Annotated in this window: 13 protein-coding genes, 1 tRNA gene and 1 CRISPR repeat array (1 of these 15 only partly in view); of the genes, 2 read left to right on the top strand and 12 right to left on the bottom strand. The window is 38.8% G+C overall.

The genetic code is table 11. The features are described 5' to 3' along the window. Positions 1-2,932: direct repeats of the CRISPR family, unit length 30 nt; unit sequence GTTTCCATCCCTCTAAGGTTCGATTGAAAC (it extends 543 nt beyond the left edge of the window). A 486-nt stretch (positions 2,933-3,418) separates the two neighbouring features. Next, the gene (locus TLET_RS05595) at positions 3,419-4,162 is read left to right on the top strand and encodes an MBL fold metallo-hydrolase (RefSeq protein WP_012003139.1); all 744 of its coding nucleotides are present in this window, start codon (positions 3,419-3,421) and stop codon (positions 4,160-4,162) included. 15 nt (positions 4,163-4,177) lie between these two features. Beyond that, complete coding sequence (locus TLET_RS05590; RefSeq protein ID WP_012003138.1) at positions 4,178-5,431, top strand: SLC45 family MFS transporter; 1,254 nt, start codon at positions 4,178-4,180, stop codon at positions 5,429-5,431. A 1-nt stretch (position 5,432) separates the two neighbouring features. On the opposite strand, the gene TLET_RS05585 is transcribed toward TLET_RS05590, so the two are convergent. From TLET_RS05585 to TLET_RS05530, 12 genes are all read right to left on the bottom strand, one after another. Next, positions 5,433-7,334 (bottom strand): VWA domain-containing protein, encoded by a 1,902-nt coding sequence (locus TLET_RS05585; protein WP_148202138.1) that lies wholly within the window; start codon positions 7,332-7,334, stop codon positions 5,433-5,435. After that, positions 7,331-7,900 carry a vWA domain-containing protein gene (locus TLET_RS05580; protein WP_012003136.1) on the bottom strand — a complete coding sequence of 190 codons (570 nt, stop codon included), beginning with the start codon at positions 7,898-7,900 and terminating at the stop codon, positions 7,331-7,333. Before TLET_RS05580 ends, TLET_RS05585 begins: the two co-directional genes overlap by 4 nt. A 79-nt stretch (positions 7,901-7,979) precedes the next feature. Beyond that, positions 7,980-9,149, bottom strand: a complete 1,170-nt coding sequence (locus TLET_RS05575) for a phosphopentomutase (protein WP_012003135.1) — start codon at positions 9,147-9,149, stop codon at positions 7,980-7,982. After that, a complete protein-coding gene (gene lnt, locus TLET_RS05570) occupies positions 9,146-10,639 on the bottom strand; it encodes an apolipoprotein N-acyltransferase (RefSeq protein WP_012003134.1) in 1,494 nt (497 codons plus the stop codon). The genes TLET_RS05575 and lnt overlap by 4 nt, the downstream gene beginning before the upstream one ends. Next, the gene (locus TLET_RS05565; protein ID WP_012003133.1) at positions 10,640-11,800 is read right to left on the bottom strand and encodes a DegT/DnrJ/EryC1/StrS family aminotransferase; all 1,161 of its coding nucleotides are present in this window, start codon (positions 11,798-11,800) and stop codon (positions 10,640-10,642) included. Positions 11,801-11,802: 2 nt separating this feature from the next. Next, complete coding sequence (locus tag TLET_RS05560; protein WP_012003132.1) at positions 11,803-12,630, bottom strand: Cof-type HAD-IIB family hydrolase; 828 nt, start codon at positions 12,628-12,630, stop codon at positions 11,803-11,805. Positions 12,631-12,679: 49 nt separating this feature from the next. Continuing rightward, a tRNA-Leu gene (locus tag TLET_RS05555) sits at positions 12,680-12,766 on the bottom strand. A 45-nt stretch (positions 12,767-12,811) separates the two neighbouring features. Continuing rightward, on the bottom strand, positions 12,812-13,639 hold the full coding sequence (locus tag TLET_RS05550) for a DegV family protein (RefSeq protein WP_012003131.1): 828 nt from the start codon (positions 13,637-13,639) through the stop codon (positions 12,812-12,814). After that, positions 13,636-14,526, bottom strand: coding sequence for an acetamidase/formamidase family protein (locus TLET_RS05545; RefSeq protein WP_228368993.1), 891 nt, complete (start codon positions 14,524-14,526; stop codon positions 13,636-13,638). Before TLET_RS05545 ends, TLET_RS05550 begins: the two co-directional genes overlap by 4 nt. Beyond that, entirely contained in the window at positions 14,510-15,820 is a 1,311-nt protein-coding gene (locus TLET_RS05540) for a replication-associated recombination protein A (protein WP_012003129.1), read from the bottom strand. Before TLET_RS05540 ends, TLET_RS05545 begins: the two co-directional genes overlap by 17 nt. A gap of 16 nt (positions 15,821-15,836) precedes the next feature. After that, positions 15,837-16,754, bottom strand: coding sequence for an NAD-dependent epimerase/dehydratase family protein (locus TLET_RS05535; RefSeq protein ID WP_012003128.1), 918 nt, complete (start codon positions 16,752-16,754; stop codon positions 15,837-15,839). Between the two features lie 2 nt (positions 16,755-16,756). After that, the gene (locus tag TLET_RS05530) at positions 16,757-17,287 is read right to left on the bottom strand and encodes a metal-dependent transcriptional regulator (RefSeq protein WP_012003127.1); all 531 of its coding nucleotides are present in this window, start codon (positions 17,285-17,287) and stop codon (positions 16,757-16,759) included.

Genomic DNA, 17,287 nt, shown 5'->3' with positions numbered 1-17,287 from the left:
TCTAAGGTTCGATTGAAACATAGAGAATGCAAAAGCAAAAACACCAGAATATGTTGTTTCCATCCCTCTAAGGTTCGATTGAAACGTTTCAAGAAGTTCTATTCTGTTATTAGTTCTAACCTTGTTTCCATCCCTCTAAGGTTCGATTGAAACGAAGGTTGAAGAGAAGAAGGAAGAAACTAAAGAAGGTTTCCATCCCTCTAAGGTTCGATTGAAACGGGTTATTGCAGGTATTGCAGTTGTTATGTTTTTTAGTTTCCATCCCTCTAAGGTTCGATTGAAACATCCATTACTTTATGCAAACTACACACCAGACCAAAGTTTCCATCCCTCTAAGGTTCGATTGAAACATATAAGTTGTATCCGAAATATGTTTCTGCGTATGCAATGTTTCCATCCCTCTAAGGTTCGATTGAAACAACTAAGTCCACAACCTACACAACCTACACAGCCAAGTTTCCATCCCTCTAAGGTTCGATTGAAACTGAAATCATGGCGGAGTTCATGAGTGTGTACAACAAGTTTCCATCCCTCTAAGGTTCGATTGAAACAACGAAAATAGACTGCCAACCATATTCACCATTATGGTTTCCATCCCTCTAAGGTTCGATTGAAACTATCCCACAACCAAAGTGGAATTTTATTATAAGAAGGTTTCCATCCCTCTAAGGTTCGATTGAAACTCAGAAAAAGTTAACGTAATAAAAATTCTAAATTTGGTTTCCATCCCTCTAAGGTTCGATTGAAACTAATAATCCCAATTTGTTTTTGGTGTTTGCCAACCACTGTTTCCATCCCTCTAAGGTTCGATTGAAACAACACACGGCGAAATTCTGGATTTTTTTGCAACGTTCGTTTCCATCCCTCTAAGGTTCGATTGAAACAAGTGTTACTGAGAGTGAATTTTTCGATACTCCCGTGTTTCCATCCCTCTAAGGTTCGATTGAAACAGGGATCAAGTGGAATCTCTCGGGCTCGCACAACATGTTTCCATCCCTCTAAGGTTCGATTGAAACTCGGCCGTTTTTAAAAGCTGATCTCTCAATCGATGTTTCCATCCCTCTAAGGTTCGATTGAAACAATCGAATGAATACTTTTTATTCTTCCTCCTGCTATGTTTCCATCCCTCTAAGGTTCGATTGAAACGAACTCTCCACGGAATTCGCTCTTTATGCCCGTGCGTGTTTCCATCCCTCTAAGGTTCGATTGAAACCGGTATCAATCACTGGATCAACTTATACGTATACTCCAAGTTTCCATCCCTCTAAGGTTCGATTGAAACTGTACCACTTCAATTTTTGAACCAATTCAAATCTTAAGTTTCCATCCCTCTAAGGTTCGATTGAAACACCATATATGGTTATTCTTTATGCGGTGATTATGTTGTTTCCATCCCTCTAAGGTTCGATTGAAACATACAAATGAGGGTGAGTTAGTTTTGGACTTTGCTAGTTTCCATCCCTCTAAGGTTCGATTGAAACTATTCTTTCCTGGCATTCTCTTAATGTCCAGAATGTGTTTCCATCCCTCTAAGGTTCGATTGAAACCAAGGCTGGAACTGAGATTTTGGTACAAGGAGAGCGGTTTCCATCCCTCTAAGGTTCGATTGAAACTCTTCATGGTTTTGTTGGCGTTTATTGCCAAAAGATTGTTTCCATCCCTCTAAGGTTCGATTGAAACAACAAAAAGAAAAAGCTTACAAAAGGAGTTAGAAAGGTTTCCATCCCTCTAAGGTTCGATTGAAACTAAAGATGCGGTGTACGAACAGGTCATCATGCCGAGTTTCCATCCCTCTAAGGTTCGATTGAAACTACCGATTTTTGAAGAACACAAACGCGGTAGAAACGTTTCCATCCCTCTAAGGTTCGATTGAAACTCTTCATGGTTTTGTTGGCGTTTATTGCCAAAAGATTGTTTCCATCCCTCTAAGGTTCGATTGAAACAACAAAAAGAAAAAGCTTACAAAAGGAGTTAGAAAGGTTTCCATCCCTCTAAGGTTCGATTGAAACTAAAGATGCGGTGTACGAACAGGTCATCATGCCGAGTTTCCATCCCTCTAAGGTTCGATTGAAACTACCGATTTTTGAAGAACACAAACGCGGTAGAAACGTTTCCATCCCTCTAAGGTTCGATTGAAACGGACAGGAATATGAGGACGAGGATCTTGACGACTTGTTTCCATCCCTCTAAGGTTCGATTGAAACGATGAAAGGATCTATGACGATGTTGAGGATCTATACGTTTCCATCCCTCTAAGGTTCGATTGAAACAGAGATTTACTTACTGGGATAATTATTTTTTCCATGGTTTCCATCCCTCTAAGGTTCGATTGAAACACAAGTAGCTAACCTGAAAGACCTTATTTCAGCTTAGTTTCCATCCCTCTAAGGTTCGATTGAAACACCTCCTACTTTGAGTATTGCCCAGTTGAAAAAGAGGTTTCCATCCCTCTAAGGTTCGATTGAAACTACAACCAAGGATTCATCAGAAATATATTGTGATATGTTTCCATCCCTCTAAGGTTCGATTGAAACGGCTGTTCGCCAGGTGATAAGTCTTCTGCAACTTGTAGTTTCCATCCCTCTAAGGTTCGATTGAAACGGTGTATAGTAACCTATTGCCGTGGTGTTATATCCTGGTTTCCATCCCTCTAAGGTTCGATTGAAACATGCCCTTGGGCAAGTAAAGAAGAATAGGAGGGATTGTTTCCATCCCTCTAAGGTTCGATTGAAACCTCTAAAAATTCATGCGAGATATATGGATTAGCACTGTTTCCATCCCTCTAAGGTTCGATTGAAACTCCACTACAAGCATTCACAGAAGGTCTTTATATAGGGTTTCCATCCCTCTAAGGTTCGATTGAAACCCTCCTCCACCGCATCCGGGAAAACGGCCAAAATTTGTTTCCATCCCTCTAAGGTTCGATTGAAACCCATAAGATACTGAATAAATAATAATTCCCAGGAACAGATTTGTCAATAAATATTATACTATATGGCATGCAAGAATATATAAAGGCAAGCATTAAAAACAGGAAAATTTATAAAGGCACATAGTAAAAAATGTACGGGGAAAAATTACCTATCGGAGGTTTTGAAAAAAAAGGCGATTTTTGGGGTGTTTGTTAACAAATCTTAGAAATTCAAGTGAAATGTCACAAGGTTATTGAATACAATTTTAATAAAAATTATTCAATCCACAAATTGATATTCTCTATAATAATTCACAAGGTTAGAATTATTTAATTTATAAATCTATAAATCACTTCCCTTGAGTAATTCTCGTATATTATGCCAGGTTTTTCATGTATTTGTTTCTTCACTTTTGCAAAATGATGAACTCCACTTTCATAGAAATCAAACAATGAAGTGTCCTGGTTCAAAAAAATTCCAATATAATCTGCTTAGGAGGTTAGAAAATGAGAATAGCATTCTTAGGAACTGCTGCAGCTATAACCACAGAAAATAGAGACAACACCTCTTTTTTAGTTGGTGATACTCTCATTGAATGTTCGGGCAACGCTTTTGGAAAGATGAGAAAACTTGGTTATAACCCTTTAAGGCTCAAAAATGTAATAATAACCCATGGTCACGTTGATCACGTTTATGGATTGCCTTCATTGGTCGAAATGATGAGATTGTCAGGAAGGGAAAATCCTTTGAAAATTTATGTTTCAGAGGTTTTTTCAAATCTTGTAAAAACATATCTCGGTATGTTCAATTTTATGGAAAAAGAAAGAAGGTTTCCTGTTGAAGTTGAGGAAATACGATATGGTTTTCAGCTAATCGATGAAGACTTGATCATCGAATTTTTTCCTGTAAAGCATTCCGTTGAAAATTTCGGATTGAAGATTAAGTCGTTTGACTCAATTGTTGTTTATTCAAGCGATACAGAACCGTGCAAAGAGGTTATAGAACAATCTTTTGGTGCTGATTTACTTATACATGAAGCAACATGCAGCTATCTTTTTTCAAAACGTATTGAAGGTCATACATGCGCTGAAGATGCTGCGAGAATCGCTCAACAAAGTGGCGTAAAGATTTTATGCCTGGTGCATTTAGGTCCGGATATTAACAATGAGAAAAAGCTTATTGACGAGCTTAAAAAGTTCTTTCTGGGTGACATATTAATACCAGGCGATCTGGAAAAAATCATTTTGTGATAAAGGGGTGAAGGTATGCGGTTCAAATACTGGAAGATTTTTTTGCTCGGTTTTGGTTTTTTCGGTATAAGTGTTTTATGGCCCTTGTACAACGCTTATGTACCTATTTTTTTGAAAGATTTTGCACTGCCTTCGTTCGCAGTGGGGATAGTGATGACCATTGATAATATTTTAGCCATAATAATGCTTCCATATATAGGTACGTTGAGTGATCAGACAAGGACAAAACTTGGTAGGAGAAAACCATATATTCTTATCGGAGCGCCTGCTGGTGCTTTATTTTTTGCCTTAATTCCAGTTGCAAGAAATCTCAAATCTTTACTTTTAATGATGATAATAATAATAGTTATGAATATATCTATGGCTTTATTTCGTTCACCTTTGATAGCTTTGATGCCAGATGTGACGCCATCAAAATATCGAAGCCAGGCAAATGGAATCGTTAATTTCATGGGTGGCTTTGGAGCTCTTCTGGCATATTTTGCAGGTAAACCTCTCTATGACAAAAATTACGCTTACCCATTTTTTGCAGGGGCAATTATAATGCTTATTGCAAATATACTGGTGTTACTTTTCATAAGAGAATCAAGTGAGTATACTATTAAGTCGCAGGAAAATTCAAAATTGTTCGAAATTGTAAGAAAAGGGAATAGAGAATTGTTCGATAACCTGAGAGATGTTTTCAGGGCAAAGGAAAAGAGTCTTTTCTTTATTTTGGTATCTATACTGCTCTGGTTTATAGGATTCAACGCTCTGGAGACATTTTTTACAAGCTACGCCAAGTTTCATCTGAATATCTCTGAAAGCACCGGGGCTCTTATTTTAGGGGTATTTTCACTCACGTTCATGTTGTTTTCAATTCCGGCTGGATGGATTGGCAGCAAATTTGGAAGAAAAAGAACAATAAGTATTGGCTTATTAATATTAATGATTTGTTTGACCATAATTGCAGTGCTGTCGAAATTAATAACCGATGGCATGATAATAAATATCTTTTTTGTAATGTTTTCGATTAGCGGGATCGGCTGGGCGCTGATAAACGTAAATTCTTTACCAATGGTTGTTGACATGACCAGATCTGAAAAAGCGGGGGGATATACAGGGCTATATTATTTCTTCTCTATGGCAGCAAACATATTTGCTCCCCCGCTTGCAGGTGGTTTTATAGATATTGCCGGTTACGAATCTCTGTTATTTTTCTCCTTGATTTTCATAATTTGCTCCTTTATCACCATGAGGTTTGTGAAAAGAGGAGAAATAGTTTCGTGAATCATTTGAATTGAAAAACCATCTCTGATATTTGCTGAATGCGCTCGCTGAGTGGGTTTAAATAATCTACTTTCAAGGCTAATTCATATGTTTTTGTAAGAGTGCCTATTGTATCTAATGCTTCATATAACGTTTCTAACCCGGCTTTAATTGAAGATAGCTCAGGGTAGCGAATTTCAAACAATTCTATGAATTCTACAATCAGTGGAATCAGCTCTCTCAATGTTGATAAACAGCTCTCCCAGTCATCTATTGAATCTTTCTCACTCAATGCTTTGTAGGAAACATCAAAGAGATCACTCATCAAATCGTTGCGCATCTGATAAAAACTTTCTCTGATCAGCGATGATCTCTCGTCAATATCCCAGTGCTTTCCGATGTTTTCTTCCACGAGTTTTTGAGTTTCAAACAGAACCTTTTCTATTTGCTGTTCCATGTGAGAAGTGAATTTCTCATAAACAAGCTCTTCTTCAACAAAATTGTAAACATTATCTCTTATTTGATCTGGACTTAATTTTTGTTTTACCCAATCTTTGACATAACTCTGAAAATAATCAATGATTTTTTCTGGATCTCTTATTACTTCTGCCAATTTTTGCTCAACTGTTTCCATAATATCGTCAAGCAAGTCGTTTTTTACATAGTTCACCAAACGATCTACGAGTTCTTGTATAGTTAAATTTGATGCAGCACCGCTCCAGTTGCCGGTAATGATGTCTATAAAAGTGTTTACGATGGTCATGATTATTTGCTTTGCCGACTCAAGTTTTTCCACAATTTCTTCAGCTTTCCGTATCATTCCATTTATCTTTTCAACCACCTTGAGTGCATCATCGCTGGCTCTTGTTTGAACTGTACAGGCGTATCCTGAGCAGTTCACTATCGCAGCAAGAGCAGTATTAAACCTCTTTACCGCCTCTAATTCGACAGGAATTAATCCATTTTTTCTTAGATTTTCTAACCATTCCCCGGCATTCTCAACAAAGGTTCCAATTCTGTCGTTGTATATCTCTAATTCTCTGAGTTCTCTGAGCAAACCGAAAGCTCTGAACAGCTCAGCTGATTTACTCTTTGTAAAAGCAATCATCTCGGTTGGTGTAGCACTATCCAACCCAACCTCGATCCAGCCCCTTGCTGTGTAACACAGCTGATCGTACCTATCAGCTGGACGTCCGTCGGCATACAGCATGTAGTAATATCTTCCAACTTGCCTTTTTCCAAAATTCACAACACCATTTTCATCACTTTCACCTGTCACGGCTTCCATTCTGTCCAATTCACCCATAACTTTGTAAAGGCTTACCGAAACATTGTTTTTTCCAAGCATTGATAGACCAGATTCATCTTTTAAAACAAGAGCTATATCTTTTTCTGATACTCTTTCAGCGATAGTAGCATCGGGGTTATACAGAGGATAATAAACGAAATTTGCAATATTACCAGCACCTGACAAAGTTATTTTTACTTCAACTTTGCTGACAAAATCATACTCGCTCCAATCACTTAGCCATGCAAAATAATACTTTGAATCAACGAGCGGCAAGTTTTTCAATTCTATTTCTCGCTGATCAAAAGGCCAGCTGAGTCTTCTGACCTGGTTGTTGATTTTTTCAAGTGCATCAAAATTAGATAGCCTGACCCTATCGTTCACGAGCTGCGAATAGGATTCTTCAAGTTCCACCTGAGCCATTTTGTTTTGCTCTGGCTGGCAATAGTATAGCTGAATACCTGTTTCTCGCAATGCAAAATCTACCGCATACATCGACGTATTACACCCTGAAAAAAATACCAGTTCGGACCATAGACGGAATCTGTAAACACATCTGTGATGATCACAACAATTTTTCTGGCATCTTCTCGCCAGTCGAGATCTAAGGTCCATAGAAATGCATCGTACGCTCATGTAAAATTCCAACCTTCTCCTGCTGTGCCAAGCTCTTGAATCTCGTGCTTGATCTCATTTATCATTGCTGGTCCCAGGAATCTGTCTGCCTCATTTCCGCTTGGCCATCCTGGTTCATCTTCAACGCTGTACTCTGCAACAACAATCCTGAAGTCTGTGTTGTTTGCTCTGAGTCTGTCCACGAACTTGAGCAGCTCTTCTTTAATTTCCTCCATGCGTTCATACATAGAACCTGTGCAATCAATCAGAAAAACTATATCCAGTTTGTCTGAGTTCACAGATTTTTCCCAGAATCCTTCTCCGTCAAATTGATAATAAATGTTGTCAAAACTAACTGGTCTTTCCTCAATCAAATCACCATATTTGTCATAAGCAGTTTCCGTAATTTCGAAGTTATTGAGAGACAAATCTGGTACAAAACTCAAACCATCTTTTACAGTTACAGAGCACCATATTGAGTTCACCAGTCCATCCCGGTCCCAGAGTTCAAATTCTCTCAGTGAAATTTCGCGTGCAAGGAGAAAATTCGTGCAGAAAAGCACAGCAAGAAGGATTGCTCTCCTCATAAATATCCCCCCCTTGGATATATTAGTATTTTATAACATGACAGCGCAGCAAAAATCACTTATCGAGGCAAAATTATATTCAATGAAGAAGCAACGATTTGAAAGAAGTACCGTTATTTAATTTTCTTACGCCAAACAAATCAGCTATAGTCTGGCCAAAATCTGCGAAGCTTTCTCGAATACCGAGATAAACGTTCTTTCTAACTTTTGAACCGCATACAAGTATTGGAACTCTCTCTCTTGAATGATCTGTTGATGGCGTCGTTGGATCACAGCCATGATCAGCGGTGATGAATAAAAAATCATCTTCTTTCATATTTTTCCATATCTCAGGTAAATTAAAATCAAATTCTTCAAGTGCCTTAGCATACCCATGAGGATCATTTCTATGGCCGTACTTCATATCGTAATCCACCAGATTTGTATAAATAAAACACGTGTGCTGCTTTTCCATAATCAACTTTATGGTTTTCTGAATACCATCTATATTACTATCGGTCTTATAGCTCTCTGTGATTCCCCTTCCTGCATAGAGATCGTAGATTTTTCCAACGCCGTAAACAGGTATATCGCTTTGAACGAGCACATCAAGGAGCATTTCATCTTCAGGCTCAAGTGAATAATCATGCCTCCTTGGTGTTCTCACATAATCTGGATAATTTCCTGTAAATGGCCTGGCTATAACACGCCCAACTTTGAAACCAAATTCATCAAGTAAATCCCTCGCTATTTCACAGCAGCGATACAGCTCTTCGACTGGCACTATTTCTTCCTTTGCCGCGATCTGAAAAACGCTATCTGCGGATGTGTAAACTATCAGAGCACCTGTTTGTTCATGTTCCAATCCGAGCTCTTTTATTATTTCTGTACCAGAAGCTGGCTTGTTTCCAATAACCCTTCTTCCAGTTCGCTTTTCAAATTCTTTTATCAAATTTTCCGGGAAACCATTTGGAAACAAATCAAAAGGTTTTTTCAATATAATACCGGCCAGTTCCCAGTGACCGGTTGTGGAATCTTTGCCAGGGCTTTTTTCAAGCATAACACCATATGCGCCTTTTGCAGGCATTGAAGGTACTCCTTCTATGGTGTCTAAATTTCCAAGACCCATTTTGGCGAGATTCGGTAGATTCAGTTTTCCTACAGCTCTTGCTGTGTTGACAAGTGTGTTGCTGCCCTGATCTCCATACTCTGATGAATCTGGCATCTCACCTATACCAACACTGTCAAGAACTATTGCAATTACTCTCATTTCCAGATCCTCCTTTTCGTGCCTAAAGTCCTTTCTCCAGGAAAGAATAACATGAAAACTACTATACCAAGGCAAAACCATATGACAAGATCACCAGTTTTTGTGTAAATGGTTATTGCTTCATTTGGTATGATATCAAAATCTACTTTTTCAAAAGATCTGATTCTCGCTACCTCTACAATTCGCCCATAGGGATCTATTGAGCCAGTGATACCAGCATTCGAAACCTGTATCACCTGACGGCGTGTTTCAACAGCTCTAATAACTGCTTTAGCAAAATGTTGTTTTAACGCTGTATCAAAAGAAAACCATCCATCGTTTGTACAAACTAAGAGAACCCGGGCTCCTTTTTTGACAAGCTGCCTCGAAGGCTCAGAAAAATAAGATTCAAAACATATCTGAACACCTATCAAAGGATAATTTTCCACAGTCAGCGGTTCATACTCCTCACCAGGATCCAGGTAATTAAGCCCTTGCAGAAAAGAAAAAATACCAAAAACCTTTTCATATGGAAGTCTCTCGACAAACGGAAATAGCTTTACTTTTGAGTATTTGCTAACAAAGCCAAGCTCATTTACGAGAAAAACGGAATTCTGAATTTTTGAATTAACTGACAAAGTACCTATGAGTATCTGTAGATTGTTTTGCCTGCACAATTCTTTCATTTGTTGAGCTATGTCACTCCCTCTTGGGTCAAATGGAAAAACATCTTCAGGCATTACAACAAGCGTGTCTTTCAATTCAACAAGCATAGGCTTAAATTGCTCATAAAGATAGTACGAAGATTGGTTATACTTCACGTCTTGAGATGTGTTGGTTTGAATTGCAGCAAGTGACTGATCTGAAGTGTGAGGTAATGGAAGAAATATATTCGCCAGATGAGAAATGACGTTTATAGCAAGTACAACAAAAACTATTTTTTCAATGGGTCTTGAACTCTTCCTCCATATAATATACAACCAGCAATTCACCGCAACAATGATAAAAGTTAACCCGTACGAACCAATGATGGGAGCCAGTTGTAAAATACCCGTGTCTCTGTACAAGGCGTCAGACAAAGTACCTCCCGTAAACCCCATTTCGCCAAGGCTCCTGATAAAATCGAAAAGAGTATAAGCCGAAGCTGTAAAAAGAACCTCTTTGATGGGGTGTTTTTTTACAGAATTCTCTAACAAACCATAAAGAAAACCAAACGCAGCAAAAGGAAGAGCCTCAAAGGCAAGCATCAGTAAAAAAACGAGAAAACCAGTTAATGCATGGAATTTTCCAAATGTCCTCGGCATGTTTTCCATCAAAACCGGCAATACCCAGTACAGATTTATTGCCGAAAATGCGTAGAAATATAGAAATCCATACAATGCCCCAAAAAGTGGCCCTTTTTTCTCAAGAGATTTTAAAAATGGGACGAGAGAAAACCAAACTATACATCCTGCCACAAAACCCGGCATTGAAAGAGCTGTCAAAAAAGAAGAAAAGAAAAGCCAGAGCACCTACCCCACCCTTTCTACCGCCTCTTTCAAAATTTCTATAACTGTTTCCTGCTCCTGCAAAGTCAAAGTTGTATAAAAAGGCAATGCAAGTGTACTTTTTGAAACTCTTTCAGTTACAGGCAACATTCCCTCGGAAAAACCGAAAAGTTTTCTGTAAAATGGCTGTAGATGAATTGGCGTGAAATAATTTCTTACCTGAATACCTCTTTTATTCATATAATCCATTACCCTGTCTCTGTTTATTTTCTCATCGAGCTTTACAACATAAACAAACCAGCCTATTTTGGTTGTGTAGTCTTCTATATGAGGTATCTGAACCCAATTATATCTTGAAAGCAATTGATTATAGCTTAAAGCAACATTATTTCTCTTCTCAAGAATTTCCTCCAGATGGGTAAGCTGCGCATATCCCAATGCAGCTGAAAGTTCATCAATACGGTAATTGAATCCCAATCTCACGTGGTTCAACCAATCTTCTTCTTCCCCTCTTCCTTGATTTCTCATACTCTTGCAAAGCATGGCTAATTCTTTGTTATTAGTAACTATTATTCCTCCTTCACCGGTGGTAATTTGTTTATTCGGATAAAACGCAAATGCGCCAGCTTCACCGAAGCTGCCACAGGGTCTTGCTCTATATTCTGAACCAAGAGCCTCACAGGAATCTTCAATGACTTTTAAATTCCAGTCGTGAGCAATTGACAATACTCTGTCGTAATTAACAGGCTGACCAAAAACATCTACAGTCATCAAAAAACGAACCTTTTTGATATCTACGCGATTGTTTCCTATGTGCACGCAACCACGTTCAATATCTCTCAAAAGCTTTTCAAGTGCATCGGGATCCATGTTGTAGGTTCTCTCGTCTATGTCCACAAAAACAGGAATAGCACGTTCAAAAAGCGCAACATTTGCTGAAGCAACAAAAGTGAAAGAGGGAACGAGCATAAAATCAAATTCTTCCACACCAAGAGCTCTTAATATGAGATGAAGTGCTGAAGTTCCGCTGTTAACTGCCACTGCATAATTGACATTTGCAACAGATGCGATTTTTCTTTCAAAAAGATTCGTATATTCTCCCATACTTAATCTGTCGCTTTTCATGACATTCATGATTGTTTCAATTTCCACATCTGTCAAATATGGTTTTGAAAGTGGAATCATATTCAAACCTCCATTAAAAACTTTTTTATAGCTAATGAGACACCCGACTCGTCATTTGACGCTGTGATAAATCTTGCATATTTTTTTACTTCATCCGGTGCATTGCTCATAGCCACAGGCAAGCCTACTTTTTGCATCACACCAAGATCATTGTAATTATCACCTATGTACATAACTTCATCGGCATTAAGATGAAATAATTCGAGCAAAAAATCAAGAGCTATTTCTTTGCCAACGCCTTTAGAAAAAATTTCTAAGAAAACCTCCCCGTCAATATGCTGGTTTTTTATTGACGTGAACTCATCTGTTTGCTCACATAGCTGCTCTAAAAATAACTCAGCTGTATCTTCTTTTCCAATAACCGCTATTTCTGCTATTTCATCGCGCGATTTAAGAATCTGAAATAAGTTGTCAACTTTGTTTAGTCTCTGGCTGTTAAAAATCAAATATGAATTGAAAGCTCCGCAATATTCTCCTTTGACAAACATATCTTTGTGACTGAAAAAAGACTCATACACAATCGGATAGAGCCCATATTTGAAAGATAGTTCGACAGCATATAGAGCAACTTTTGATGGAAGTAGCAGACAGCGAAAGATATCACTTAATGATGGCGTTGCAATGAGTGCCCCATTCTGAAAAACCACAGGTATATTCAGACCGATTTCTTTCACATACGGCAGAGCAGAATAATAACTTCTTCCAGTCATCACGGTTATTTTTATGCCTTTTTTTCTTGCAAGTTCTATAGCGGTTTTGTCTTGAGACGAGACCTTTTTCTCTTGATTTAATAATGTCCCATCCAGATCTATGCATACAAGCTTTACCATTTTGATCACCAGAAAAAGTATAACAAAAAAGGGGAGCTTTTAGCTCCCCTGGTGCCGAGGGCGGGACTTGAACCCGCACGGGCTCATACCCACATGGCCCTCAACCATGCGTGTCTGCCAATTCCACCACCTCGGCAGGCACTAAAAATTCTACCATGCTACAATAATTTTTGTCAACAGATTATGCTTTACCTATAACTAAACCAAATACCTCCGGCCCTACATGGGCACTCACGGCCGGGCCTATCCTTGATATCCCAACCAGGCTCCCAGCAGGAAAAAATGAAAGCAACCGATCTAAATGTTCTTTCATCTGCTTCAATCCATAGCCACCAACTACAACGTATTTTTCGAAATCTGCGAATTTTTTGGCTTGCTCTGCTATGATTTCTATAACGTGCTTCATTGAGCGAGCTGAACCTGTGCTATGAACTTGACCATCGGTATCTGTTGAGAGAATCGGTTTTATTCTGAGTAATTTTCCCAGCAATGCCTTAGCTTTACCAATCCTGCCTCCTTTTTCGAGGTAATCCAGGCTGGTAACGGTAAATAACAGCAGTGATTCTTCTATGTATTTTCTGAAGATATCTTCAGATATTTCAATTTCGTTCAAAATATCGTTGATAAGTCGATGTACAACATAAAAACTTTTGACACTTCCACTTTTCGAATCTATTAGTGTCGCATTTTTAATATCAAATTGCTGCAACACAAGCCTTATCATATTCCAGGTGCCACTTAATTTACTTGATATTGTAACGATATAAATATGATCGTACTCTTTTGAAAGTTTTGTCAGTAACTCGACTGTTTCTGAAAAATTTGGCAGGGATGTCCTGACTTCTTTTCCAAGTATTGCCTGGCTATAAAATTCCTCTTCAGTAATATTCACTTTATCTCTGTACTCTTTTCCATCCACGTACACATTCAACGGGAGCATAAAAACAGGTACCTTAAACTCGTAACCAACAGGAACATCAATGCTGCTGTCAAAAACGACGGCTTTCACATAATTTCTCCTTTCCCATCAAAGAGGTATTTTGGTATGTATGCACGTACCGTTTTGTTCGGATCTACAAGCTGGCTTATTTGTATATCAACTACAAGACTTGCAAGCATATAAGCCGAGTTCATAGAAAGATTTAATTTTCTACTTAAAAACTTTACTGCCTGGTACGTAACTTCTTTTAAGGCTTCTTCAACTGTTCCCATAGAGACAACTATGAAAAAACCACTCTCTGTCTCAATTAATGGCCATTCTATTTCATAATTGATCAGTTCTACCTCAACTGTCACATTTGCACAAACTTCGCAAGCAGAAACACAGACTTCTCCATCAGCCATTGCAGCGTGAACATCTCCAAGAGCCAAACAGGCACCGGGCTGGAAAATTGGTAAGTAAACTGCACTCCCGGTTTTCACATACTTAGTGTCCATATTGCCACCATGTTTGTACGCAGTACCTGTGGTAAAATGCCCGTTTTCCGGAGCAACGCCTATAACACCTATCATTGGATTGGCGGGAATACTCAGCTTATCAAATCTAACAAACCCATCTTTTATACGAAGCATTTTAGCTTTGAAACCTTTTACCAGTTCCGGAAAAACCCCGAAACCTTCCTCGCAAACTATCACACCTTCTTCTGCCAAATCTATCTTTAATATTTTTACCTTAAGAGTATTTCCAGGCATCGCTCCTTTTATAAAAACAGGACCAGTTGCAGGATTAACTTTTGAAAAATCCAAATTGATTACATCACCTTCGAATTTGATTTGCCCACCCAGTGCGTCTATAGTTTCAAAAACAATCTGATCACCAGAAGCAACTTCCAAGACAGGGCTCATTGAGGATGAGAACGCATAAACAAGATTTGTTGAACTAACCTTCTTCATCATCTTCCCCCTTCGAATACTTTTCCTTTCCCCAGAGTTCTTCAAGCCTCTTTTTGATATTTTCTTCTTTGCCGATAGATTTTGGAGTGTATATTTTAATTCTGCTTAGCTCGTCAGGCATATAACTTCTTTTCACGAAGCCACCTGTCTCATGGGGGTAAATATACTCTTCTCCATAGCCAGAATTTTTCATCAATTTTGTGACCGGATTCCTCAAGAAAAGAGGTACCTGGACACCTGTTGAACGTTTTGCAACATCCTTTGCTTTTTCAAGTGCTAAGTAGACTGAATTGCTCTTGGGAGCAGCTGCAAGATATATGGCTGCCTGAGCAAGATTCAAAGCACATTCTGGTAATCCCACATATTCAACAGCCTGAGCAGCAGACGTTGCAACCAGTAAAGCCATCGGGTCTGCGAGGCCTATGTCCTCACTGGCAAGAATTATCATCCTTCTTGCTATGAACATGGGATCTTCCCCAGAATCTATCATACGTGCCATATAGTAAAGTGCCGCGTCAGGATCACTTCCACGCAAGCTTTTGATAAAAGCCGATGCAAAATCATAATGTTCTTCTTTCCTGTAACCATGGGGTTTGTAACCGCTGCTTGCCTGAAGTACATTGAAATCAACTATTTTTTGATTCATTCCTCGAGCAGCTTCGATAGCTATTTCAAGAGTATTCAAGGCGAATCGCGCATCTCCTTGAGACATCTGGGCTATAGCCTGAAAAACCTCGTCAGTTACATTGATCTCGTAACTTGCTATTTTCTCGTCTACTATAATTGCTCTTTTCATAATTTTTATCAATTCCTCGTTAGAAAGGGGTTTTAAAAAGATCACCCGACATCTCGAGAGGAGAGGAGGAATTATCTCAAAGGATGGATTTTCAGTTGTCGCTCCAATCAGTGTTATAGTACCATCCTCTACTTTCGACAAAAGAAGGTCCTGCTGAGCTTTGTTAAGTCTGTGGATTTCATCTATGAAAATAATAGTTTGTTTGCCATATCTTTTCATCTCTTGAGCTCTGTTCATCGCTTGCTTTATGTCGTTTGCGCCGTGTAGAGCCCCGCTGAAGAAGAAAAATTCCGCATCCACATGTTTTCTTATGAGTTCTGCTATTGAACTCTTTCCACATCCGGGTGGACCATAGAGTACACAAGAAAACATCATCCCTTTTTCAAGGGCTTTCCGTAGTATACCTTCTTTTCCCATCACATGTTGCTGACCGACCAAATCTTCTACATTTTTCGGTCTCACTCTTTCAGCAAGCGGAACATTGCTCAAATTCTCTGGCATGCGGAAGCCCCCAGAATCATCTGAAAAACTCAACTGTCATCTTTAAACCGTCGGAAAGTTCCGTGACTGGATGCCAACCAAGCTCTAACTCTGCCTTTTTTGAATCAAGAATACTCTTTCTCAAATCCCCTTTCCTCGGAGATGAGTAAATTGGTTGCTTCGAGTAACCAGTTATCGTTGAAAGCATTTTGAAGAGAGCGTTCACAGATGTTCCCACGCCAGTACCTATATTGTAAATTCCCGTGAAATCTTTTTCCATGGCAAGCAAATTCGCCGTCACAACATCTTTTACATATACGTAATCTCTTACATATTCTCCATCGCCAAATATATGAACATCCTCGCCTTTAAGCATTCTTGAAGAAAATATTGCAATGACTCCCGCTTCTCCATTCGGATCCTGACGAGGTCCATAAACATTTCCATATCTCAGCGCAATATAATTCAACGACTTTTCATTTTTATAGAATTCTAAATACATTTCCACAGATCTTTTGGCAATTCCGTAAGGTGACGCAGGATTTGGGCCAATTGCTTCATTTGTCGGTAAGGGTACGTTGTCACCATAGATAGCTCCACCAGTGGAAGAAAAGATAAATTTTTTGACGCCATGCTTAACACTTTTCTCAAGTAAAACAAGACTGCCCAAGATGTTAGTTTTTGCATCCTTAATGGGTTCTTTCACAGAAACACTGACACTTGCCTGAGCCGCGAGGTGAAAAACAAAGTCAAATCTGTGCAGCATGAAAACACGTTCCATCATTTCATCATCTTCTATACTCTGTTGATAAAAAAGCGCATTTTTGTTTAAATTTTCTATCTTTCCGCTGACTAAATTATCAACTACAACAACACGATGTCCTTTTTCAATTAAGGCATCAACAAGATGTGATCCTATAAAACCAGCCCCACCAGTCACCAGAACGGAAGCCATAATCATTCACCTTCTTCTTCGTCTTCTTCTGTTTCAACAGCTTTAATGTCTTCAAGAACCTCTGCTGGCAAATGCGTGACATTGATCAATTGCCTGCTTTCTTCAATGAAATTTCTGAGATCTTTTGCCTTGGTTTCGTCGAAATCAATTATAATCTTATAAAAATCTTTGATTCTGTCTCTTGTCCGGGCCGTCAAATAATGTGACAAATGTTTTGAAAGTTTCTCGGACACCTCTATTGGTATACCCAAAACGTAGTAGAAGAAGTTGCATATTCTTTGCTGAAGAGTTCTCATAGTTTGAGCTTTTCTTTTTCCTTTATTCGTTAGAATTATGAGGCCATATTTTTCATATTCCACATATCCAAGGTCAGCAAGGCGCCTCATTGCATTTGTAACACTCGGAAGGCTGACACCAACTTTGCGGGCAACTGTACTTATTCTCGCAGCGGGCTGTTTTTGCTGGATTTCATAAATTACTGTAAGATAATCTTCAAGAGCCGGTGTTAAAATTTTCTTTCTTCCCCTTGCCAT

Origin of the sequence: Pseudothermotoga lettingae TMO (genome assembly GCF_000017865.1) — a bacterium.
GTDB classification, from domain to species: Bacteria; Thermotogota; Thermotogae; order Thermotogales; family DSM-5069; genus Pseudothermotoga_B; species Pseudothermotoga_B elfii.
The sequence above is the reverse complement of the archived record's forward strand: the minus strand, read 5'-3'. Positions and strand labels throughout refer to the sequence as shown.

Bases quoted from the DNA above. Each gene is read 5' to 3' on its own strand.
- TLET_RS05595 (WP_012003139.1), top strand. From the start codon at position 3,419: ATGAGAATAGCATTCTTAGGAACTGCTGCAGCTATAACCACAGAAAAT.
- TLET_RS05585 (WP_148202138.1), bottom strand. From the start codon at position 7,334: ATGAGCGTACGATGCATTTCTATGGACCTTAGATCTCGACTGGCGAGA.
- TLET_RS05535 (WP_012003128.1), bottom strand. From the start codon at position 16,754: ATGGCTTCCGTTCTGGTGACTGGTGGGGCTGGTTTTATAGGATCACAT.
- TLET_RS05540 (WP_012003129.1), bottom strand. From the start codon at position 15,820: ATGCCAGAGAATTTGAGCAATGTTCCGCTTGCTGAAAGAGTGAGACCG.
- TLET_RS05565 (WP_012003133.1), bottom strand. From the start codon at position 11,800: ATGATTCCACTTTCAAAACCATATTTGACAGATGTGGAAATTGAAACA.
- TLET_RS05580 (WP_012003136.1), bottom strand. From the start codon at position 7,900: ATGAGGAGAGCAATCCTTCTTGCTGTGCTTTTCTGCACGAATTTTCTC.
- TLET_RS05545 (WP_228368993.1), bottom strand. From the start codon at position 14,526: ATGATGAAGAAGGTTAGTTCAACAAATCTTGTTTATGCGTTCTCATCC.
- TLET_RS05560 (WP_012003132.1), bottom strand. From the start codon at position 12,630: ATGGTAAAGCTTGTATGCATAGATCTGGATGGGACATTATTAAATCAA.
- TLET_RS05590 (WP_012003138.1), top strand. From the start codon at position 4,178: ATGCGGTTCAAATACTGGAAGATTTTTTTGCTCGGTTTTGGTTTTTTC.
- TLET_RS05530 (WP_012003127.1), bottom strand. From the start codon at position 17,287: ATGGCAAGGGGAAGAAAGAAAATTTTAACACCGGCTCTTGAAGATTAT.
- TLET_RS05575 (WP_012003135.1), bottom strand. From the start codon at position 9,149: ATGAGAGTAATTGCAATAGTTCTTGACAGTGTTGGTATAGGTGAGATG.